Origin of the sequence: Sphingomonas abietis (assembly GCF_027625475.1) — a bacterium.
In the GTDB taxonomy this organism is placed as follows: domain Bacteria; phylum Pseudomonadota; class Alphaproteobacteria; order Sphingomonadales; family Sphingomonadaceae; genus Solisphingomonas; species Solisphingomonas abietis.
The window spans coordinates 3,840,209-3,858,755 of record NZ_CP115174.1 but is presented as its reverse complement, the minus strand read 5'-3'; the positions used below and the strand labels follow the sequence as shown (position 1 = coordinate 3,858,755).

The 18,547-nt window shown below is 65.3% G+C and carries 20 protein-coding genes and 1 tRNA gene; 13 read left to right on the top strand and 8 right to left on the bottom strand.

The features are described 5' to 3' along the window. Window positions 1-36 precede the first annotated feature (36 nt). Complete coding sequence (locus PBT88_RS18070; protein ID WP_270076689.1) at window positions 37-645, bottom strand: hypothetical protein; 609 nt, start codon at window positions 643-645, stop codon at window positions 37-39. Further along, window positions 642-1,301, bottom strand: coding sequence for a class I SAM-dependent methyltransferase (locus tag PBT88_RS18065; RefSeq protein WP_270076688.1), 660 nt, complete (start codon window positions 1,299-1,301; stop codon window positions 642-644). The genes PBT88_RS18070 and PBT88_RS18065 overlap by 4 nt, the downstream gene beginning before the upstream one ends. A 218-nt stretch (window positions 1,302-1,519) precedes the next feature. On the opposite strand from PBT88_RS18065, the gene PBT88_RS18060 reads away from it, so the two are divergent. After that, window positions 1,520-2,461: a UDP-2,3-diacylglucosamine diphosphatase gene (locus PBT88_RS18060; RefSeq protein ID WP_270076687.1), complete on the top strand. Its 942-nt coding sequence runs from the start codon at window positions 1,520-1,522 to the stop codon at window positions 2,459-2,461. Next, a complete protein-coding gene (locus PBT88_RS18055; protein WP_270076686.1) occupies window positions 2,458-3,516 on the top strand; it encodes a glycosyltransferase family 4 protein in 1,059 nt (352 codons plus the stop codon). The genes PBT88_RS18060 and PBT88_RS18055 overlap by 4 nt, the downstream gene beginning before the upstream one ends. 114 nt (window positions 3,517-3,630) lie before the next feature. On the opposite strand, the gene PBT88_RS18050 is transcribed toward PBT88_RS18055, so the two are convergent. Together PBT88_RS18050 and PBT88_RS18045 are read right to left on the bottom strand one after the other, a co-directional pair. Further along, window positions 3,631-3,786 carry a hypothetical protein gene (locus PBT88_RS18050; RefSeq protein ID WP_270076685.1) on the bottom strand — a complete coding sequence of 52 codons (156 nt, stop codon included), beginning with the start codon at window positions 3,784-3,786 and terminating at the stop codon, window positions 3,631-3,633. Between the two features lie 488 nt (window positions 3,787-4,274). Beyond that, window positions 4,275-6,563 (bottom strand): EAL domain-containing protein, encoded by a 2,289-nt coding sequence (locus PBT88_RS18045; protein WP_270076684.1) that lies wholly within the window; start codon window positions 6,561-6,563, stop codon window positions 4,275-4,277. 280 nt (window positions 6,564-6,843) lie between these two features. On the opposite strand from PBT88_RS18045, the gene PBT88_RS18040 reads away from it, so the two are divergent. The 9 genes from PBT88_RS18040 to tatC all read left to right on the top strand — a co-directional run bounded on the left by PBT88_RS18040 (window position 6,844) and on the right by tatC (window position 13,829). Then, window positions 6,844-6,917 (top strand) — tRNA-Gly (locus PBT88_RS18040). Window positions 6,918-7,010: 93 nt separating this feature from the next. Further along, entirely contained in the window at window positions 7,011-8,735 is a 1,725-nt protein-coding gene (argS, locus tag PBT88_RS18035; RefSeq protein ID WP_270076683.1) for an arginine--tRNA ligase, read from the top strand. 4 nt (window positions 8,736-8,739) lie between these two features. Next, window positions 8,740-9,522 carry an SPOR domain-containing protein gene (locus PBT88_RS18030; protein WP_270076682.1) on the top strand — a complete coding sequence of 261 codons (783 nt, stop codon included), beginning with the start codon at window positions 8,740-8,742 and terminating at the stop codon, window positions 9,520-9,522. Between the two features lie 19 nt (window positions 9,523-9,541). After that, window positions 9,542-10,549 carry a beta-N-acetylhexosaminidase gene (gene nagZ, locus PBT88_RS18025; RefSeq protein WP_270076681.1) on the top strand — a complete coding sequence of 336 codons (1,008 nt, stop codon included), beginning with the start codon at window positions 9,542-9,544 and terminating at the stop codon, window positions 10,547-10,549. Between the two features lie 405 nt (window positions 10,550-10,954). After that, window positions 10,955-11,683: a segregation and condensation protein A gene (locus tag PBT88_RS18020; protein WP_270076680.1), complete on the top strand. Its 729-nt coding sequence runs from the start codon at window positions 10,955-10,957 to the stop codon at window positions 11,681-11,683. Continuing rightward, on the top strand, window positions 11,680-12,252 hold the full coding sequence (gene scpB, locus PBT88_RS18015) for an SMC-Scp complex subunit ScpB (protein WP_270076679.1): 573 nt from the start codon (window positions 11,680-11,682) through the stop codon (window positions 12,250-12,252). Before PBT88_RS18020 ends, scpB begins: the two co-directional genes overlap by 4 nt. Window positions 12,253-12,281: 29 nt before the next feature. Further along, window positions 12,282-12,539 carry a twin-arginine translocase TatA/TatE family subunit gene (locus tag PBT88_RS18010; RefSeq protein WP_270076678.1) on the top strand — a complete coding sequence of 86 codons (258 nt, stop codon included), beginning with the start codon at window positions 12,282-12,284 and terminating at the stop codon, window positions 12,537-12,539. A 29-nt stretch (window positions 12,540-12,568) separates the two neighbouring features. Then, on the top strand, window positions 12,569-13,048 hold the full coding sequence (gene tatB, locus PBT88_RS18005) for a Sec-independent protein translocase protein TatB (RefSeq protein WP_270076677.1): 480 nt from the start codon (window positions 12,569-12,571) through the stop codon (window positions 13,046-13,048). A 4-nt stretch (window positions 13,049-13,052) separates the two neighbouring features. Then, a complete protein-coding gene (gene tatC, locus PBT88_RS18000; protein WP_270076676.1) occupies window positions 13,053-13,829 on the top strand; it encodes a twin-arginine translocase subunit TatC in 777 nt (258 codons plus the stop codon). Window positions 13,830-13,907: 78 nt separating this feature from the next. On the opposite strand, the gene PBT88_RS17995 is transcribed toward tatC, so the two are convergent. The 3 genes from PBT88_RS17995 to PBT88_RS17985 form a co-directional block, all read right to left on the bottom strand. Beyond that, window positions 13,908-14,045, bottom strand: a complete 138-nt coding sequence (locus PBT88_RS17995; protein WP_270076675.1) for an entericidin A/B family lipoprotein — start codon at window positions 14,043-14,045, stop codon at window positions 13,908-13,910. A gap of 408 nt (window positions 14,046-14,453) precedes the next feature. Next, entirely contained in the window at window positions 14,454-16,001 is a 1,548-nt protein-coding gene (locus PBT88_RS17990; RefSeq protein WP_270076674.1) for a sensor histidine kinase, read from the bottom strand. 31 nt (window positions 16,002-16,032) lie between these two features. After that, window positions 16,033-16,194, bottom strand: a complete 162-nt coding sequence (locus PBT88_RS17985; RefSeq protein ID WP_270079311.1) for a NepR family anti-sigma factor — start codon at window positions 16,192-16,194, stop codon at window positions 16,033-16,035. A gap of 266 nt (window positions 16,195-16,460) precedes the next feature. Between PBT88_RS17985 and PBT88_RS17980 the strand changes: the two genes are divergently transcribed. Next, entirely contained in the window at window positions 16,461-17,258 is a 798-nt protein-coding gene (locus tag PBT88_RS17980) for a response regulator (RefSeq protein ID WP_270076673.1), read from the top strand. 331 nt (window positions 17,259-17,589) lie between these two features. Next, window positions 17,590-18,225, top strand: coding sequence for a sigma-70 family RNA polymerase sigma factor (locus tag PBT88_RS17975; RefSeq protein WP_270079310.1), 636 nt, complete (start codon window positions 17,590-17,592; stop codon window positions 18,223-18,225). 83 nt (window positions 18,226-18,308) lie between these two features. Here PBT88_RS17975 and PBT88_RS17970 read toward each other — a convergent pair whose 3' ends face one another. Then, complete coding sequence (locus PBT88_RS17970) at window positions 18,309-18,542, bottom strand: hypothetical protein (RefSeq protein ID WP_270076672.1); 234 nt, start codon at window positions 18,540-18,542, stop codon at window positions 18,309-18,311. Window positions 18,543-18,547: the final 5 nt, after the last annotated feature.

The window sequence follows — 18,547 nt, the reverse complement described above, 5'->3', positions numbered from 1 at the left end:
CGGCATGGGGTGACGGAGCGGCGAAGCGCGATCCGGTCAGGCGGCTTCCGCCGACACCCAATTCTCGTAGCGCTCGCCGCGCAGCAGCCGGGCCGGCGCCTTGCGGTAAAGCAGGAAATCGCTGAACGGATCGGTGACGATCTTGGTCGCCCAGACGATCCCGGTCATCACGCCGCGCGAGAAGCAGAGCTGGATCACGCGGAAGGCGAGCCCGCCGCCGGCGAGCGCCAGCCAGACGAGGCCGAGGTGGCGCAGCCATTCCATCGTGCCGGCGGGCTGATCGAACAGGCCGAACAGGGTCGGGTTCACCCACAGGCCGATCGGGATCATCGCCCAGATCGTCATGAACACCCATTTGCGGGCGAGATTATAGCCGACCTTCACCTTCTCCTTATATTCGTGGCTGGCGTCGTTGACGACGTCATAGCCCTTCGGCTCGAAGAAGAAGTGGCCCATCTGGCGGCTGATCATCGCCACCGTCCAGCCGAGCAGGCTGGCGATCGCGGGATCCTTGAACAGCAGCACATAGGCGGTGAGGAAGGTGCAGGCCGACAGGAAATGCAGGCTCTGGTTGATCAGGCTGTGATGATAATAGCGATGGTCGTCCCAGCGCTGTTCGTGAAGCTGCGCGCGAAATCCGGTCATTGCACGGTCCTGTCCGAGAGGGCCTTGGTGAAGCGCACGAGCGAGAAATGGCCGAGCGGCGGCAGGGCGCGGCGTTCGGTCAGGGTGATGTCGGGGCGGGTCGCCGCCCAGTCGGTATAGCGCGAGAAAGCGAATTCGGTGCGGAAGCCCAAGCGGCTGGTCACCGGCATCAGCGCCTTCTCGATCTGTCCGCGCAGGCCCTGTTCGGCGCCGACGCGGGTGGTGATGACGATCTCGCCGCCCGGCTTCACGACGCGGGCGAACTCGTCCAGCGCGCGCTCGGGATTGGGGACGGCGGTGATCACATATTGCGCGATCACCACGTCGAAGGCGTTGTCCGGGAAATCGAGCTTCTCCGCGTCCATCACCTGGATCGCCTCGACATGGTGGAGGCCGAGCGTGTCGACCCGGCGGCGCGCCTTGGCGAGCATCGGCTCCGAGATATCGACGCCGAAGATGCTGTTGGCGCGATCATAGCCCGGCAGCGAGATGCCGGTGCCGACACCCACTTCCAGAAAGCGCCCGCCGACCTTCTCGGCGGCATCGATCGCAGCGCGGCGGCCCTGGCGGAACACCGGCCCGAACACCAGATCATAGACCGGCGCCCAGCGTGCATAGGCACCCGCCACCTGTTCCGTTTCCATCCGTGTCGCCATGCCACATCTCCTCATTCGTGACGCTCGCCTATGCGCGCGATCTGCGACCGATGAGCGTCCGATCCGCGATGATTTTGCGGAGATACGGTTTCAGTTTGGAGACATCGGCACAGTCAAGAAACCGTAAAAGAGAAGACACGGGTCTGACTTGATAAATCATCATAGGGGATCGGACGGCCGGCGCCGCCGCTGGTCGCCTGTCTATCGGAGGCCACCGCATGGCGACCCTTCCTGAATTGCCCGTCGAGGCCCGCCGTAACGCCAAGCCGCGTCATGATCGCATGCCGCCGCGCATCCGCGACAAGAAATTGCCCGATTGGATTCATGAGAATGATCGGTCGGAGAAGGAGGGGAAGCGCCTCAAATTCAGGACGATCTGGATTTCGGACACGCATCTCGGCACCGCCGGCTGCAATGCCGATCTGCTCCTGGATTTCCTGAAGTCCACCGATTGCGAGACACTGTATCTCGTGGGCGACATCGTCGACGGCTGGCAGCTGCGCAAGGGCTGGTATTGGCCGGCACGACATAATGATGTGGTGCGCTGCATCCTCAAGCGCGTGAAGCGCGGCACCCGCGTGATCTATGTGCCGGGCAATCACGACGAGGCGTTCCGCGATTATACCGGCCTCGATTTCGGCGGCATCGAACTGATCAACGAGGATATCCACGTCACCGCGGACGGCCGGCGGCTGCTGGTGCTCCATGGCGACCAGTTCGACAGCATCGTGCTCTATGCGCGCTGGCTCGCCTTCCTCGGCGACAGTGCCTATGTCCTGCTGCTGAAATCCAATTCGCTGGTCAATGCGGTGCGCCGGATGTTCGGCCTGCCTTATTGGTCGCTTGCGGCGCATCTCAAGAAGCGGGTCAAGAACGCCGTCCAGTTCATCGGCAAATATGAGGAGGTGGTGGCCCATGCCGCCGCCGATCGGGGCGTGGACGGCGTCGTCTGTGGCCACATCCACTCGGCCGAGATCAAGCAGTTCGGCGACATCACTTATTATAATGACGGCGACTGGGTGGAGAGCTGCACCGCGCTGGTCGAACATGCCGACGGGCGCATGGAGATCCTCGACTGGGCCGAGCGTATCCGTCTTCAGGAGATGGCGAAGATCGCGGCGAAGGCCGGCAAGCCCGATCTCCAGGCGGTGACGGCATGAAGATCGCGCTGGTCAGCGATGCCTGGGCGCCGCAGATCAACGGGGTCGTCCGCACCCTGATGACCACCACCGAGCGGTTGCGCGCGCGCGGGCACGATGTCGATACGATCACGCCCGATCAGTTCAAGACGGTGCCATGCCCCAGCTATCCCGAAATCCGCCTCGCGCTCGGCTGCGGCCGCGCGATGGCGGGGCGGCTGGCGGCCAGCGGGGCGGACGCGATCCATATCGCCACCGAAGGCCCGCTCGGCTGGGCGGCGCGGCGTTGGTGCATCGACAGGCGCATTCCCTTCACCACCTCCTTCCACACGCGCTTTCCCGATTATGTCGCGATGCGCAGCCGGCTGCCGGCGGACTGGTTCTGGCCGATCGTGCGCCGTTTCCATGGCCCTGCGGCGCGTGTTTTCGCGGCGACCGAGACGCTGGCCGACGAATTGGCCGAGCGCGGGCTTCCGCATACGCACCGCTGGTCGCGGGGGGTCGATCTCGATCTCTTTTCGCCCGATGTCGCGCCGCTGCCCGCACTGGCCGGGCTGAAAGGCCCGATCCTGCTCTCCGTCGGCCGGGTCGCGGTCGAGAAGAATATCGAGGCGTTCCTCAGCGCCCGGGTCGTCGGCACCAAGGTCGTGGTCGGGGATGGCCCCGCGCGGGCGATGTTGGAGAAGCGTTATCCGGACGCGATTTTCACCGGCGCGCTGCACGGCGAGCGGCTGGCCGCGGCCTATGCGGCGGCGGACCTGTTCGTTTTCCCGAGTCTCACCGATACCTTCGGCCTCGTCATGATCGAGGCGTTGGCGAGTGGGGTGCCGGTCGTGGGTTTCCCGGTGCGTGGCCCGATCGATATCATCGGCATGGCCGGCACCGGCATGTTCGGCGGCACCGTGCCGATCGGGGCGCTGGACGATAGTCTGGAATCGGCGATCGATCGGGCGCGGCAGGCCGGCAGGGCGGCCTGCGTGACGGAAGGGCGCCGCTACGGGTGGGATCGTTGCACCGATCAGTTCCTGGCCGGATTGGCATCGACCAAAGTGACGAAACCGCTCGTCATCGCCTGAAGACTTTCCATATTATCGAAAAGCTGTGCCGATATTATCCAACTGATCGGGCGTGCGGCGTCGCATTATACGCGGCCGGGACGAAAGGTTATCCGCCATGCTTCCGTTTGACCATCATAGAGCCTGCACCGCAATGTCTGGTGGCGTATCCGGTCGATCGGCATCGAGCGGCGTATTCGGCCAGGCCATTCTGGCATTGGCGGCGATGATGACGCTGCTGCTGGTGGGGTGGGCGGTCGCAAGAGCATTGGGCTCGCCATTGCTTGCCATCGTTGCATCCGGGATGCTGTTCCTCACCGCCGTGTCGTTGCGCGGCGTGGGGCAGTCGGGGCGCCGCTGACAGCCGAAGCATAGTTCGCGGCTATCGATGACGAGACATTGCCTGTCAGGTGTCTGTGAGGTCGGGCTTGCAGCCTGCGTTCGGGTTGCCGTGCACGCGGTCCCGCATCTCAAGTCAAATTGCCCGCTTCACTAGAGAAGGCTGGCATTCCGATCGTCCGGTGAACGATGCGGTCGGAGTATGTCTCTCGGCACAAATAAAAAGCCCCGCCGAAGCGGGGCTTTCATCTGGATTTCGTTCTACGAAATTAGGCCAGAACAGGCTTGCCATAGAACCACTGCCAGATATCGAAACGGCTCTGAGAGCCCGCGTTCACCGAAGCCTTGGTCATAAAATCCCCGTCCAACAAGAACCGGTGTACGCCGACCGGTCGAACGAGTTTTATCATTACTCGATGTGGTTAACAAGGCGGTAACCATTATGCGATGGCGCGTTTCTCCAGGCTGGGCAACGTCTCCATCAGCGCCGAAAATTTCATCGGCTTTCCAGTAAAATAGCCCTGGACGTAGTCGCACTGCATCAGCCGCAATTCGTTCAGGACGACCGCATTCTCGACTCCTTCCGCCACGGCGCGACGGCCGAGCGAGTGGGCCAGCTGGATCGTCGAGTGGACCATGATTCGGTCGCTCTGCGATTTCTCCAGCATCGACACGAAGCTGCGGTCGATCTTGATTTCGTCCGCCGGAATCCGCTTGAGATAGTCGAGCGTCGAGAAGCCGGTGCCGTAATCGTCGATCGAAAGCCGCACGCCGCTGGCGCTCAGCTTCTCCAGGGCCTGGACGATGCCGTCCTGGCTCGTCATCGCGGTGGTTTCGGTGATTTCCAGGATCAGATGCCGGGGCTCCATGGCATGGCGTGCCAGCGTATCGGCGACCATCGTCAGCAGGCTCGGCGAGTCGAGCAGTCGCGCCGACAGATTGACGGCGATGCTGAAATCCGTGTGGCCGGCACGATGGATGGAAGCGGTGGCGGCGACCGCGCTATCGAGGATATGGGCCGTCAGATTCTCGATGCGGCCGCTGCGTTCGGCCGCCGGAATGAACTGGCTGGGCGGCACTTCGCCTTTTTCCGGATGACTCCAACGGGCCAGTGCCTCGGCGCCGATGATCCGGCCCGTCGCCATCTCGACCTTGGGCTGGTAGGCGACCCAGATCTCGCCATGCTCCACCGCCTGATCGAGCCGGGCAAGCAGCGACATCTTCCATTCGGCATTTTCGAGTTCGGCGGGGTCATAGGTCATCCAGCGACGCCCTTCGCTGGCGGCCCGATCCGCTGCGACGACGGCGCTGGATACGCGCTGGACGAGCGAGCGGGTGATGTCGGTATCGAGGCCGAAGGTGACGGCCAGATCGATCAATCGCCCGGCGACGACGACGGGGCTGCGGAACAGGGCATGGAGCGCCATGAGCTGTTCGCCGATGAATTCCTCGTTCGCAGTATCGGCGAGCCAGATGAAAAGCCCGTCGTCCGCCTGATAGATGGTATTTCTATGCGCGCCGACCGACAGACGATTGACGATCTGTTCGACGAGGTCCTTTTCATAATCGCCCGGCAGCGAAATCGTGACTTCGGCATAGTTGAGTATGCGGGCGACGATGACAGTTGGCGTCAAGCGTGGCCCGACTTCGCGTAAGGCGTTGAGATTGGCTTGGCCGGATACGGCGTTGACGAGGCCCTTGTTGCGGAGCGTCTGGCGGAGATTGAACCAGATCCGGCTCACCGAGGCGGCCGTGAGCAACGCCAACGACGGCATGATCTCGAGATAGACATGCAACCGGTCGGCGGCCAGCGGTCCGAAGACGAACAGCGCGAAACCTGCCGTGATCACGAACCGCGCCAATAGACGCCGGCGGCCGAAGAGGTAAAGAGCCGCGAAGCCCGTGGCGATTAGCGCGGGAATGAGCCAGCCTGCCGCGATCGGATTGCCTTCGCGCAGGCTTTCGGTCGCCTCCGCATGAAGATAGACCATCGGCAACTGGCCGAATTCCGGTGCGCCGTAGCGCAGGGTATTGACGGTTTCGCCGATCAATACGTCTTTGCCCGAGAGGCGTGTCGCGTCCCATCGATCGTTGAGAATATCCGCTGCGCTGATCGTGGGAAACGCGCGCAGGTCTATGCCATAGTCAATGGGAAAGCTGGAGCCGGCATCACCGCGACGAGTTGCAAGCGCGCTCGCCATCGATGGGACGTTGCCGCCGCCCATGTCCACCGTATAGGGCGAATCATAGACCATGCCGTCCCAATTCACCACGAGATTGGTGCTCGCGATCTGCGCGAGATGGATGAGCCGATTGGGGGGCAATTCGACGCCGTTGCGCCCCGTCATATTGTCGGTGGTAACGCGCACGGGCAGGATGACCGTACCCTTCGCATCGGTGAGCGCTTTCTCGAATGCGGCGTCGTCAATTGGGCTGTCGCTGCCCCAAGGGAGCGCATCGATGCCAATTCTACGCGCGCCGGCATTGTGCAGGCGACGAATCAGGTCCGCGTAGCGCCCGCGAGGCCAGGGTGTCGGCCCCAGCGTGTTGATGCTTTGCTCATCGATGGCCACGACGACCACCTGCCCGCTCGGCGGATGGCTGCGCAGCTTGGCACGCGTGATGCTAGCCAGAAATTCAAGCGGCCCCAGCAGGTTGACCATCCCGCATGCGAGCGAGATACAGATCGCCGCGGCCAGAATCTTCAGATTCAGGCGGTGGCCCGACAATCGGCCTCCAGGCGAGAACAGCCTCATGGTTTCTTGAGCGTCAACCTGACATGATCACCTTATCAAATCGCAAACGCGGCGATCGATTTTGGCGGTTTTTGGCCAATCAACGCGGGAATGGGCGCCATATGGCGCATGGTTGACGAAAAAGGTTGCCGCCGAATCAACCATATCGACGGGGCTGCCGGGCCCGTCGCGGCGCATGACGATGCCGACGCGGGCGCCAGAATGTGGTTGTGAGATTGACCCGCGGGCACGTCCGAGGCATGGGAGCGGCCGCGCGGGTATAGCTCAATGGTAGAGCACTAGCCTTCCAAGCTTGTGACGAGGGTTCGATTCCCTCTACCCGCTCCAGCCGTCCTCTCCGCCGCCGCCCGACGTCCCGCATTTGCCCGCGCCGCCAGCGCGCGCTAAGGGCGCGGGCTTCACCAGCAGCAGAAGAAGACCGTGACGCTCTACATCCGCTTCGCCGAAGAGATCGGCCGCATTCTCGACAGCCTCGAAACGGAGGGGGTGATCCCGGCCGGCCTGTCGCGACGCGCCGTCTCGATCGAGCCGCCGCGCGATCCGAGCCATGGCGATCTCTCGACCAACGCCGCGATGGTGCTGGCCAAGCCGGCGGGTTCGAACCCGCGCGCGCTGGCGACGGCGCTGGCCGCCAAGCTGGAGCAGGTGGCGGGCGTCACCGCGGTCGAGATCGCCGGCCCCGGCTTCCTCAACCTGCGCCTCGCGCCCGATGTGTGGCGCGGCGAACTGGCGACGATCCTGGGGCAGGGCGGCGATTATGGCCGCTCGACCGCGGGTGAGGGGCATCGCGTCAATGTCGAATATGTCTCGGCCAACCCGACCGGGCCGATGCATATGGGCCATTGCCGGGGCGCGGTGGTGGGCGATGCGCTGGCCAGCCTGCTCGCCTTCGTCGGCCATCCGGTGACGCGCGAATATTATGTCAACGATGCCGGCGCGCAGGTGCAGACGCTCGGCCGCTCGGCGCATCTGCGCTATCGCGAGGCGCTCGGCGAGGACATCGGCGAAATCCCCGAGGGCTATTATCCCGGCGACTATCTGAAGCCGGTGGGGGCCGCGCTCGCCGCCGAATTCGGTACGCGCTATGCCGCCGCGCCGGAGGCCGCGTGGCTCGACCTGTTCCGCACCAGGGCCGTGGCGGCGATGATGGACATGATCCGCGCCGATCTGGCGCTGCTCGGCATCCATCATGACATCTTCTCGTCCGAGGCGGCGGTGCAGGATGCCGGCCGGGTCGAGGCCGCCTTCGCCGCGCTGGAGGCCAAGGGGCTGCTCTATCAGGGCGTGCTCGAGCCGCCGAAGGGCAAGCTGCCGGACGATTGGGAGCCGGTGGAGATGACCCTGTTCCGCGCCACCCAGTTCGGCGACGATCAGGATCGGCCGGTTCGCAACTCCAAGGGCGGGCTCACCTATTTTGGCACCGACCTCGCTTATCATGCCCAGAAGGCGGAGCAGGCCGAGGAGCTGATCGACATCTGGGGTGCCGATCATGGCGGCACCGTGAAGCGGATCGAGGCGGCGGTGGCGGCGCTGACCGGCGGCGAGAAGCGCTTCGACGTGAAGCTGGTCCAGATGGTCAAGCTGCTGCGCAATGGCGAGCCGGTGAAGATGTCCAAGCGCTCGGGCCAGTTCGTGACGCTGGCCGACGTGGTGCAGGAGGTCGGCCGCGACGTCGTCCGCTTCACCATGCTGACCCGCAAGTCGGACGCGCAGATGGATTTCGATTTCGCCAAGGTAGTGGAAGCGTCGAAGGACAATCCGGTCTTCTACGTCCAATATGCCCATACCCGTATCCGCTCGGTGCAGCGCAAGGCGAAGGAATTGGGCCTGGACGACGCCGGCGCCGATCTGACCCTGCTGGACGATGAGGAACTGGGGCTGGTCAAGTTCGCCGCGCAGTTCCCGCGCATCGTCGAGCAGGCGGCCGCCACCCGCGAGCCGCATCGCGTCGCTTTCTATCTCTATGATTGTGCGGCCGCCTTCCACGCGCTGTGGAATCGCGGCAATGATCGGCCAGACCGTCGCTTTTTGGTGCAGGATGACCCCGCCACGACGCAGGCGAGGCTTTCCCTCGCCGAAGGACTGGGGCAAGTGTTAAGAAATGGCTTGTCGATCATGGGGGTCGCCGCAGCCGAGGAGATGTAAGGCGATGTCGGATACGGGGCGCAGCATGGGTGGCAATGCGGACGAGGACCGCCTGCCCTGGCTCGAGCCGGTTGAGGACGAAACCGCCGAGGAAGGCGTTTCCGCCGCTCGACTGTTTGCCGGCCTGATCGTCGCGCTGGTCGCACTGGGCCTCGTCGTCGGCGGCGTCTACTGGCTCAAGCAGCGGGCCAGCGGCGCCGAGGCGTCGGGCAGCGCCACCACGATCGCCGCCCAGCCCGGCCCCTACAAGGTCAAGCCGGCGGAAGCGGGCGGCATGGAGGTCAAGGGCCAGGGCGATTCCGCTTATGCGGCCAGCGAGGGTGCCGATCCCAATGCGCGGATCGACATCTCCAAGATCCCCGAGGCGCCGATCTCCAAGGACAAGGCGGCGCCTGCTCCCGCCCCTGCACCGGCTCCGGTTGCCGCCAAGCCCACCGAAGTCGCCCAGGCTCCGGTGAAGCAGGTTCCGGTGAAGACGGCGCCGGTGCCGGCCGCCAAGCCCGAGGCGAAACCGGCCCCGGCCCCTGCGAAGACCGAAACGGCGGCGGCTCCGGTATCCGGCGGCACGATCCAGCTCGGCGCGCTCGACAGCCAGGCCAAGGCCGATGGCGCATGGAAGTCGCTCTCCGGCCGCTATGCCTATCTCGGCGCGCTGAACCACATGGTCGTGAAGGCGGAGGTCAATGGCAAGACCTATTACCGCCTGCGCGCGTCCGCCGGCGGGCAGGCGTCGTCGATCTGCGCGAAGCTCAAGGTGGCGGGCGAGGCTTGCAGCGTCGTGGGGTGAAGGCTACCCGCCTGATCCCATGATACCCGCATTCCTCGGCCTTGCCGGCCCGACACTGACCGATGCCGAGCGGGGCTTCTTCCGCTCGGCGGAGCCCGCCGGCTACATCCTGTTCCGCCGCAACTGCGAGACGCGGGCACAGATGCGCGCGCTCACCGACGAACTGCGGTCGCTGTCCGGCCGGGACGACCTGCCGATCCTGATCGATCAGGAAGGCGGCCGGGTCCAGCGCATGACAACGCCCGAATGGCCCAGGCTGCCGGCCGGCGAGGCGTTCGCGCGGCTGTACGAGAAGGCGCCGGTCTCGGCGATGGAGGCGGCACGGCTCAACGCCAAGGCGATCGCGACGATGCTGCGCGAGGTCGGCGTCACCGTCGATTGCCTGCCGATGCTCGATGTCCGGCGCCCGGATGCGGATGCGATCGTCGGCGATCGGGCGCTGGGATCGGACCCGAAGCAGGTCGCGTCGCTCGGCCGCCTCGTCATCGATGGCCTGCGCGAGGGCGGGGTGGTCGGCGTGATCAAGCATATGCCGGGCCATGGCCGCTCCGATCTCGATTCCCACAAGGCGCTGCCGGTGATCGAGGCCAGCGACGAGGAACTGGCCGAGGACATCCTGCCGTTCCGCCAGCTCAACGACGCGCCGATGGGAATGAGCGCCCACATCATCTATACCGCATGGGATGCGGAGCGGCCGGCGAGCCTGTCGCCGATCGTGGTGCGGGACATCATCCGGGGCCGCATCGGCTTCGACGGGCTGCTGATGTCCGACGATCTCGGGATGCACGCGCTGTCCGGCGATTTCGGCGACCGGGCGGCCGGCGCGATCGCGGCGGGTTCGGACATCGCGCTGCATTGTTCGGGCGACATGGCGGAGATGGCGGCGGTGGCAGGCGCGCTCGGGCCGATCGCGGCCGAGAGCCAGGAGCGCCTCCAGCGCGCGATGGCGACGATCGCCACGCGGGCACCCGACGAAAGCTTCGAGGCATTGGCGGCGAAGCGCGATTCGCTGCTGGCGCTGGCTTGAATTTCAGCTGTTGTAGGGCGCCTCGCTACAACATCTCCGTGTTGTCGAGTGTCTACAGGCGCTCCATAGCTTCGGGGCGGCCACAATCATGTGGCTGCATCGCAAGAAGGAAGGCACTATGACGATTGCAACCTTGTGCATCTTTCTGGGAACGATGTTTGCCTTTGCCACCTTGATCCTCAAGGTGATTGAGGTTTCTCGCTCCAAGTAGCACGACGGGCGGGGTCGGGCTGGCACCCGGCCCCAAACGATTGAACCCCCGCCGCTGGCACGACGGGGGTCCGTATCGCAAGGGTCGAACCTGTGACGATTGCCTGAACTATATGGCACGAACGCTGGAAAACTTCAACCTGAGCGTGAAGAATGGCTGCCCGGTTCCGTATCGATTATTGTTAGCATCGCACCATGCATACTGAAGACGACACGCTGACCATCGATATCGACGGATGGGAGGGGCCGCTCGACCTGTTGCTGACGTTGGCGCGTTCGCAGAAGGTCGATCTGCGCGAATTGTCGATCCTCGCGCTGGTCGAGCAATATCTGGCCTTCATCGACGATGCGAAGCAACTCAAGCTCGAACTCGCCGCCGACTATCTGGTGATGGCGGCGTGGCTCGCTTATCTCAAATCCGGCCTGCTGCTGCCCCGTGACCCCGAGGTCGAGCCCAGCCCCGAGGAACTGGCACTGCGGCTGCAACTGCGCCTGCAACGCCTCGATGCGATGCGTGAGGCCGGCGCGCGGCTGATGGGGCGCGATCGGCTGGGCCGCGACGTGTTCGGGCGCGGTGCGCCCGACGGGCTCAAGGTGATCCGCAAGGCGGCGTGGCAGGCCGAACTGTTCGATCTGATCGCCGCCTATGGTGCGGTCACCGCGCGCAACAAGCCGGTGCTGCACGTCGTTTCGCGACGCCCGGTGATGTCGCTGGAGGCGGCGCTCCAGCGGGTCGAGGCGATGCTCGGCCATGCGATGGACTGGGTGGCGCTGGAACGTTTCCTGCCCGCGACGCTCGATCCCGCGCTGGCGCGATCGTCGCGCGCATCGAGCTTCCTGGCGATGCTGGAACTCGCCAAGCAGGGGCGGATCGCACTGCGGCAGGACGGCGCCTTCGATACTCTCTGGGTGAGGGCGGCGTGATCGGCCTCCACGAACGCGCGGTGGAGGCGGTGCTGTTCGCCGCGGAACAGCCTCTTACCAGGGCCGAGATCGCCACGGCGGCGGGCGACGGGATCGACGTCGCGGCGGGGCTGGCGGCGCTGGTGGAAAGCTATGCCGATCGGGGTATTCAGCCGGTCGAGCGCGGCGGGCGCTGGCATTTCCAGACCGCGCCCGATCTCGCTTTTATCCTGCGCCGCACCCGCGAGGAGCCGCGCAAGCTCAGCCGCGCGGCGATCGAGACGCTGGCGATCATCGCCTATCACGAGCCGGTCAGCCGCGCCGAGATCGAGGCGATCCGGGGCGTGCAGATCAGCAAGGGGACGCTCGACGTGCTGATGGAGGCGGGCTGGGTGCGGCCGGCCGGCCGGCGCGAGGTGCCGGGCCGGCCGCTGACCTACGCCACCACCGCCGGCTTCCTCACCCACTTCGGATTGCAGGGCCGGCGCGACCTGCCAGGCATCGACGACCTCCGCGCCGCCGGCCTGCTCGATCCGGTCGAGGATATGATGATGCACGTCGAGGTGGAAAGCGGCGACGATGATGACTAGATAGGGCCATCGTCCTTTGGAGAAGTATCATGGGCCTGTCCCCGATTCATATCATCATACTCGCGCTCGTCGCGGTGCTGGTGCTCGGCGGTGGCCGTTTCTCGGCGCTGATGGGCGACGTCGCCAAGGGCGTGAAGCAGTTCAAGAAGGGAATGAACGAGGATGATTCCGCATCCACCTCGTCGTCCGATCGCCCGGCCCCGCCGCGGCTCAAGGCGCAGCCGTCGATGGAGCCCAATGCCGATCGCGATCTCCAGCCGATGCGCGAGGATCGTCCGGCCGAGTGATGCTGGTTCGTTGAAGCGCTGATCCGCCGATGTTCGATATCGCCCCGTCCGAGCTGATGGTGGTCGCGCTGGTCGCGATCGTGTTCATCGGCCCCAAGGATCTGCCCCGCGCCATGCGCTTCGTCGGCCAGTGGGTCGGCAAGGGCCGGACGATGGCGCGCCATTTCCGCTCGGCAATGGACGAAATGGTCCGCGAGGCCGAACTAGCCGAGATGGAGCAGAAGTGGAAGGCGGAGAATGAGCGGATCATGCGCGAGCATGCGGACCTGATGAACAGCGTCACCGCGCCGCTGCCCGCGCCCGCCGGACCCGAGGCCTTGCCGGCGCCGGCCGCCCATGCGGCGGACGCGGCGGTAGCCGGGGACGAGCCGGTGCCGACGCCGGCGGTGGCGCTTGCCGCCAAACCGGTGGCGCCCGTGTCCTCGCCGGTATCGACGCCGGCACACGCGACGCCCGTGCCGGACCATGCGGCGCCGGCGGCCCCCTTACGCCAGCCGCCCGAGGCCTGATCGCATGGCCGAGGGGGACAATGATCTGGACGATTCGCGCGCGCCGCTGCTCGATCATCTGATCGAGCTGCGCCGGCGGCTGATCTGGAGCTTCCTGGCGCTGGGGCTGGCCTTCCTGGGCTGCCTCTATTTCGCCAAGGACATCTTCGCCTTCCTCGTCCAGCCCTTGCTCAAGGCCGGGCAGGGCAAGCTCATCTACACCGATATCTTCGAGGCCTTCTTCGCCAATGTGAAGGTCGCCTTCTTCTCGGCGATCATGCTGAGCTTCCCGATCGTGGCGAACCAGATCTGGCGCTTCGTGGCGCCGGGCCTCTACGCCAAGGAGAAGCGGGCGCTGCGCCCGTTCCTGATCCTGACGCCGGTGCTGTTCCTGTCGGGCGCGGCGATGGCCTATTATCTCGCCATGCCGCTGGCGCTGCACTTCCTGCTCGGCAAGGAGTTTCAGGGCAATGTCGGCGGCATCCAGCAGGAGGCCTTGCCGGCGATCGGCAATTATCTTGCCTTCGTCACCAAATTCCTGTTCGGCTTCGGTGTCGCCTTCCTGCTGCCGATCCTGCTGATGCTGCTGGAGCGGGCCGGGATCGTCACCCGGCGGCAACTGGTCAATGGCCGCCGCTATGCCCTGGTCGCGGTGTTCGCGGTCGCTGCCGTCCTGGCGCCACCAGATCTGCTGTCGATGCTGCTGCTCGCGATCCCGCTGTGCGTGCTCTACGAATTCGCGCTGATCATGATCTGGTTCACCGAACGCCGCCGTGCCCGCGAGGCGCTGGCCGAAGCCTGAGTCTCTAAGGCGGACGCAAAAAGGGCGCTGCCGGTTTCCCGGCAACGCCCTTCGCCCGAGCCCGTGAGGGCTATCGGATCACTTGTTGCTGTCGGCCGCCTTGGTGGTGGCGTGACCCACCGACGACACGTCCTTGCCGGCGCCGGCAACGGTGTTGCAGGCGGCCAGCGTGAACATGCCGGCGACCAGGCCGAGGGTGACAATCTTGCGAACCATGGAAAAGCTCCCTTTCTTGACGGCGTGCAGCCGTCGCAAGGGGGTAATGCGTCCCCGAAACAATAGTTCCGCGCTGTCACGCGATCATGTGCTCCGAAATCGCGATAGGGCGGATCAGCGCAGCCCGGCCCGCCGTCTGCTGATGGCGAGCGGATCAGGGGCGATCGGATCATGGGCGATGGCCGGATATGCAGCAGATAGAATTTGGGCCCGAATGCGCCATCGGGGGGAGGATGGAGCAGTCGGGCCCATTTTTGATGGATAGCGAGAGCGGGGGGGCAAAAGGTCGCTATCCGAAGTGTAGAACGGCGTTGACGGAGGGTGGTTCCAGCCGCGCCGTCAAATTTTTTCGACATCCTGCGATTCGCGATCATGCCATGCGTGGCGGCGGGGCCGGGCGGGCCGTGATCAGGCGGTCGTGGCGCCGTCCATGATGGCGATCTCGATCGCGATCATGTCCTGATTTTCGCCGCGCTCCAGCGGCGCGCGCAATTGGCGGGCCAAGCCGCCGGTCACGCGTTCGAACAGTTCGAACTGATCGTCGACGGGAGCGGCATCGCGATGGAGCGCGGGCGAGCGTATCGCCAGCCGGGCACGATCGCGTCGATCCGGAATCGCCTCCAACGTGACCGCGATCATGGTGCCTGGAACGCGTATCATCGCGGTCTCGATCACCTCCACCAGCAGGAACGCGACCGATACCGCCACATCCTGATTGGCATGGAACAGGCCGAGATTGAGCGTGATCACCGGCGGCACGATGCCGCCCGACAGCGAGCTGCGGAGATTGGCCGCGATTTCGCCGATCAGCGGCCGCAAGGCGATGCCGTGATTGACCTCCAGCTCGGCATAATGACTACGATGGACCAAGGCGAGCGCATCGACGCGGCGCTGGATCGTGGCGTAGGCATTGGCGGCTTCCACGGTGGGGGCGCCGCGCGCATGGATGTTGAGCAGGCTGGCGACGACCTGGAGGTTGTTCTTGACCCGATGATGCACCTCGCGGGTCAGCTTGGTCTGGCGGGCGAGGCCGTCTTCCAGATCGACCTCGTGGCGGGTGATGGTCTGGGCGGCAAGCTGGAAGGCGCGGCCCAGCGTGCGGATCTCGAAGGCCGGAGTCGTCAGCGGCGGCGGCGAGAAGCTGCCGGTGAGGCGATAGGTGTCGATCGCCTCCTGCATCGATTCGAGCGGGCGCAGGATCAGGCGATCGACGACCAGCCAGCCGATCGCGGCGCCTGAAATCCACATCAGGATCGGCAGGATCGTCAGCAATATCTCGTTGGCGCTGAGCGGCGGGCTGGCGACCGTCATCGACAATTTCAGCTGGCCGCTGGCAATCGGCAGATCGGACAGGATCTCCCGGCCGACGGGTACGGACTGGATCGTGGCGAGGCCGAGCGATCGGCCGTCCGCGTCGGCGAGGCTCAGCGAATAGCTGCCGTCGAGGGCGTGGGGATGGGCGGTCTGGGCGAGCAGCCCCGCAGGCAGGATCGCGAGCGTCCAGCCGGGCAGCTCGGCGCCGCTGGCGAGTAATCGCACCGCCTTCTCGTCGGGATCGATAGTGACGATCGGCGCCGGGCCGGTCGGTCGCATCGGCAGGGTGGCGGTAAGCGGGCGGCTGGCGCAGACCAGTTTGCCCGAGGCATCGAACAGCGCGACGGCGGTGCCGGGGCCGATCGCGGCGACCGCGTGGCGGCAGCCGGATACGCCCTGGCGCTGCGCGTCGTGCAGGATGCTGGCGGTGCGGTCGACCAGCAGGTTGAACCGCTCCGCGCTGTCCGTGGCGAGCAGGTGCGCGGCGGCCTCCCGATTGGCGCGATTGGCCTTGGCGGTTTCCAGCGACGCAAGAGACGCGATCAGGCCCAGCGGCAGCAGCGCCAGTGACAGCACGACCAGTATCTTGATGCTGGTGGACAGACGCGCGAACAGCCGGACGGCCGGAGAAGGTGACGACATGGGACGCAATGGAGATTCCGGCGGCACGCCGCTAGCTGAGCTTGCCGAGCAGATCGAGCAATTCGCTGGGAACGTCTTCACTCACCGTCTTGGCGTACACCGAACGCAGCGCGTGACCGACATCCCGGTCCGCGGCCTTGCCGTCTCCACCACTGCCCGCAGGCTCCTGAGAACCGCGCTTGCTTTTCTTCATGTCGCTCAACGCCAACTGCCCCGTTCCCTGTCGCCCAATCGAACGGCGAATCCCGAACCCAAACGCCGCCCGTTCCGCCGATTGTTTCGGCACTCATATGCGTTGCGATAAAATCCTCGCGTGGCCGTGGAAACAAAAAAGTCGCACGATGGTTCCCTGTATGATGACGGTCGCGAAATTAGCTGCCGTCGTTCGGGGGAGGGCGCATTCGACGGCGGCTCCTGCCCTGGACTATAACGGGCTGTGCACAGGAGTTGAAAACGAACATGTCGCTTGGACAGGAACTTGCGCCTCACTTGCCGTTCGTGCGCCGTTATGCGCGCGCACTGACCGGCACCCAGAAACATGGCGATGCCTATGTCCGCGCGACGCTGGAAGCGATCGTCGCGGCGCCGGAGGATTTCCCGCGGGACGTCGATCCCAGGCTCGGCCTCTACAAAACGTTCCAGGCGATCTGGGGTTCGGCGAATGTCGAGACCGGCGTCGATGGCGGGCAGGATTCCGCGCCGCCCGAAGCGATCGCCCAGGCCCGGCTGGCCCGGATCACCCCGCGCTCGCGCCAGGCGCTGCTGCTGACCGCGATGGAAGGCTTCACCAGCGAGGATGCCGGCTATCTGATCGGCGTCGAGGCCGTCGAGGTCGAGGCGCTGGTCGCCGAAGCGCTGAGCGAGATCGAGCGGCAGACCCATGCCGACGTGCTGATCATCGAGGATGAGCCGATCATCGCGATGGATCTCGAGACGATCGTGCGCGATCTCGGCCATGGCGTGACCGGCGTGGCGGTCACCCGCGACGAGGCGGTGGCGCAGGCCATGGCGCATCGCCCGGGCCTCGTGCTCGCCGATATCCAGCTCGCCGACGACAGCTCGGGAATCGATGCGGTGAAGGACATCCTCGCCCAGTTCGAAGTGCCGGTGATCTTCATCACCGCCTTCCCCGAGCGCCTGCTGACCGGCGCGCGGCCGGAGCCGACCTTCCTCATCACCAAGCCGTTCCAGCGGTCCACGGTGAAGGCGGCGATCGCGCAGGCCCTGTTCTTCGACTCGACCACGGTTCCGGCCTGACAGGGAACTCGCGGCCCTTCCCCGACGTTGGCAATGCGAAACGATCGGGGGAGGGCCGATGGCAGAACGACCATCGCATGGCGTGGGGATGAACTCGGACGAGGGTGAAACGGATGAAGGTGAAAATGCCTTCATCGGGTCGATCTCGTCGCCATGTCGTGCTGCTCGTTCAGCCTCTGGCCATCCTGCTGATTAGCCAGTGCTAAAAATGGAATATCCTGCGGCGGCACTGGCGCTGGACGCTTCGGCGTCCTATTTTAGAGGGGAGGACCACATTATTGTTGGTGGCACGGAGCATGGGGCAGCGATGACGAACGAGGGCTCGCCCAGCATGGAAGACGAAGACGAGGACGTCGTGGAAACCTACGTCCATACGCCGCTTCCCGATAACGAATTCAAGGTCCAGCTGGCGCAGGTGATCCCGCATCTGCGCGCGTTCGGGCGCTCGCTTTCCGGCAACCGCGATCTCGCGGACGATCTGGTGCAGGAGACGCTGCTGAAGGCATGGGCGGCGCGCCAGCGCTTCCAGGCCGGCACCAACATGCGCGCCTGGACCTTCATCATCCTGCGCAATCTCTTCCTGTCCCAGATGCGCCGCGCGCGCTTCAAGGGCGAGTGGGACGAGATCACCGCGAACAAGCTGCTCGCCGCCCCGGCCAGCCAGGATCGCCATGTCGAGCTCGGCGACATGCAGCGCGCGCTGCTGCATCTGCCGCAGCCCCAGCGCGAGGCCCTGATCCTCGTCGGCGCCGGCGGCTTCGCTTATGAAGAAGCGGCCGAAATCTGCGGATGCGCGGTCGGCACGATCAAAAGCCGCGTCGCCCGTGGGCGGGTCGCGCTGGAAGCGCTGCTGACCGAGGGCAAATTGCCGTCGCGGCGCACTCATGCCACCGATCCGAACACGACGGCGCTCCAGACGATCATGGATCAGGTCGATGATCTCAGCAGGGACGCGGCGGGGAAATAACTTCCCGGCCGATAAGCCTGATCGGCAGCAGGCTGTTGGCCCGGATGACGATGCTGGCCCGTCGTTCCGCGGCCGTGCCGCGCTCAACGGAGCTTGGCGAGCAGCCTGTCGAAATCGGTTGGCGGGGCGTCGCTGCAGGGGAAAGCGCCGCGCAGAGCGTTGCGCACGCCGAGATGCTCGATCGGGGGCGACACGATGCGCAGACGCCCATCCTGGGGCGGTGCGACGTCTGTCAGGGATTTCCAGCCTTGCGTGACCATGAAGTGAATAACGCGGGACTCTCCCGGGGGTTGCGCGCGATCGAGCAGACCGGCCACCGATT

Bases quoted from the DNA above. Each gene is read 5' to 3' on its own strand.
- PBT88_RS18070 (WP_270076689.1), bottom strand. From the start codon at position 645: ATGACCGGATTTCGCGCGCAGCTTCACGAACAGCGCTGGGACGACCAT.
- PBT88_RS18065 (WP_270076688.1), bottom strand. From the start codon at position 1,301: ATGGCGACACGGATGGAAACGGAACAGGTGGCGGGTGCCTATGCACGC.
- PBT88_RS18060 (WP_270076687.1), top strand. From the start codon at position 1,520: ATGGCGACCCTTCCTGAATTGCCCGTCGAGGCCCGCCGTAACGCCAAG.
- PBT88_RS18055 (WP_270076686.1), top strand. From the start codon at position 2,458: ATGAAGATCGCGCTGGTCAGCGATGCCTGGGCGCCGCAGATCAACGGG.
- PBT88_RS18050 (WP_270076685.1), bottom strand. From the start codon at position 3,786: ATGGCAAGCAATGGCGAGCCCAATGCTCTTGCGACCGCCCACCCCACC.
- PBT88_RS18030 (WP_270076682.1), top strand. From the start codon at position 8,740: ATGTCGGATACGGGGCGCAGCATGGGTGGCAATGCGGACGAGGACCGC.
- nagZ (WP_270076681.1), top strand. From the start codon at position 9,542: ATGATACCCGCATTCCTCGGCCTTGCCGGCCCGACACTGACCGATGCC.
- PBT88_RS18020 (WP_270076680.1), top strand. From the start codon at position 10,955: ATGCATACTGAAGACGACACGCTGACCATCGATATCGACGGATGGGAG.
- PBT88_RS18010 (WP_270076678.1), top strand. From the start codon at position 12,282: ATGGGCCTGTCCCCGATTCATATCATCATACTCGCGCTCGTCGCGGTG.
- tatB (WP_270076677.1), top strand. From the start codon at position 12,569: ATGTTCGATATCGCCCCGTCCGAGCTGATGGTGGTCGCGCTGGTCGCG.
- tatC (WP_270076676.1), top strand. From the start codon at position 13,053: ATGGCCGAGGGGGACAATGATCTGGACGATTCGCGCGCGCCGCTGCTC.
- PBT88_RS17995 (WP_270076675.1), bottom strand. From the start codon at position 14,045: ATGGTTCGCAAGATTGTCACCCTCGGCCTGGTCGCCGGCATGTTCACG.
- PBT88_RS17990 (WP_270076674.1), bottom strand. From the start codon at position 16,001: ATGTCGTCACCTTCTCCGGCCGTCCGGCTGTTCGCGCGTCTGTCCACC.
- PBT88_RS17985 (WP_270079311.1), bottom strand. From the start codon at position 16,194: ATGAAGAAAAGCAAGCGCGGTTCTCAGGAGCCTGCGGGCAGTGGTGGA.
- PBT88_RS17980 (WP_270076673.1), top strand. From the start codon at position 16,461: ATGTCGCTTGGACAGGAACTTGCGCCTCACTTGCCGTTCGTGCGCCGT.
- PBT88_RS17975 (WP_270079310.1), top strand. From the start codon at position 17,590: ATGGAAGACGAAGACGAGGACGTCGTGGAAACCTACGTCCATACGCCG.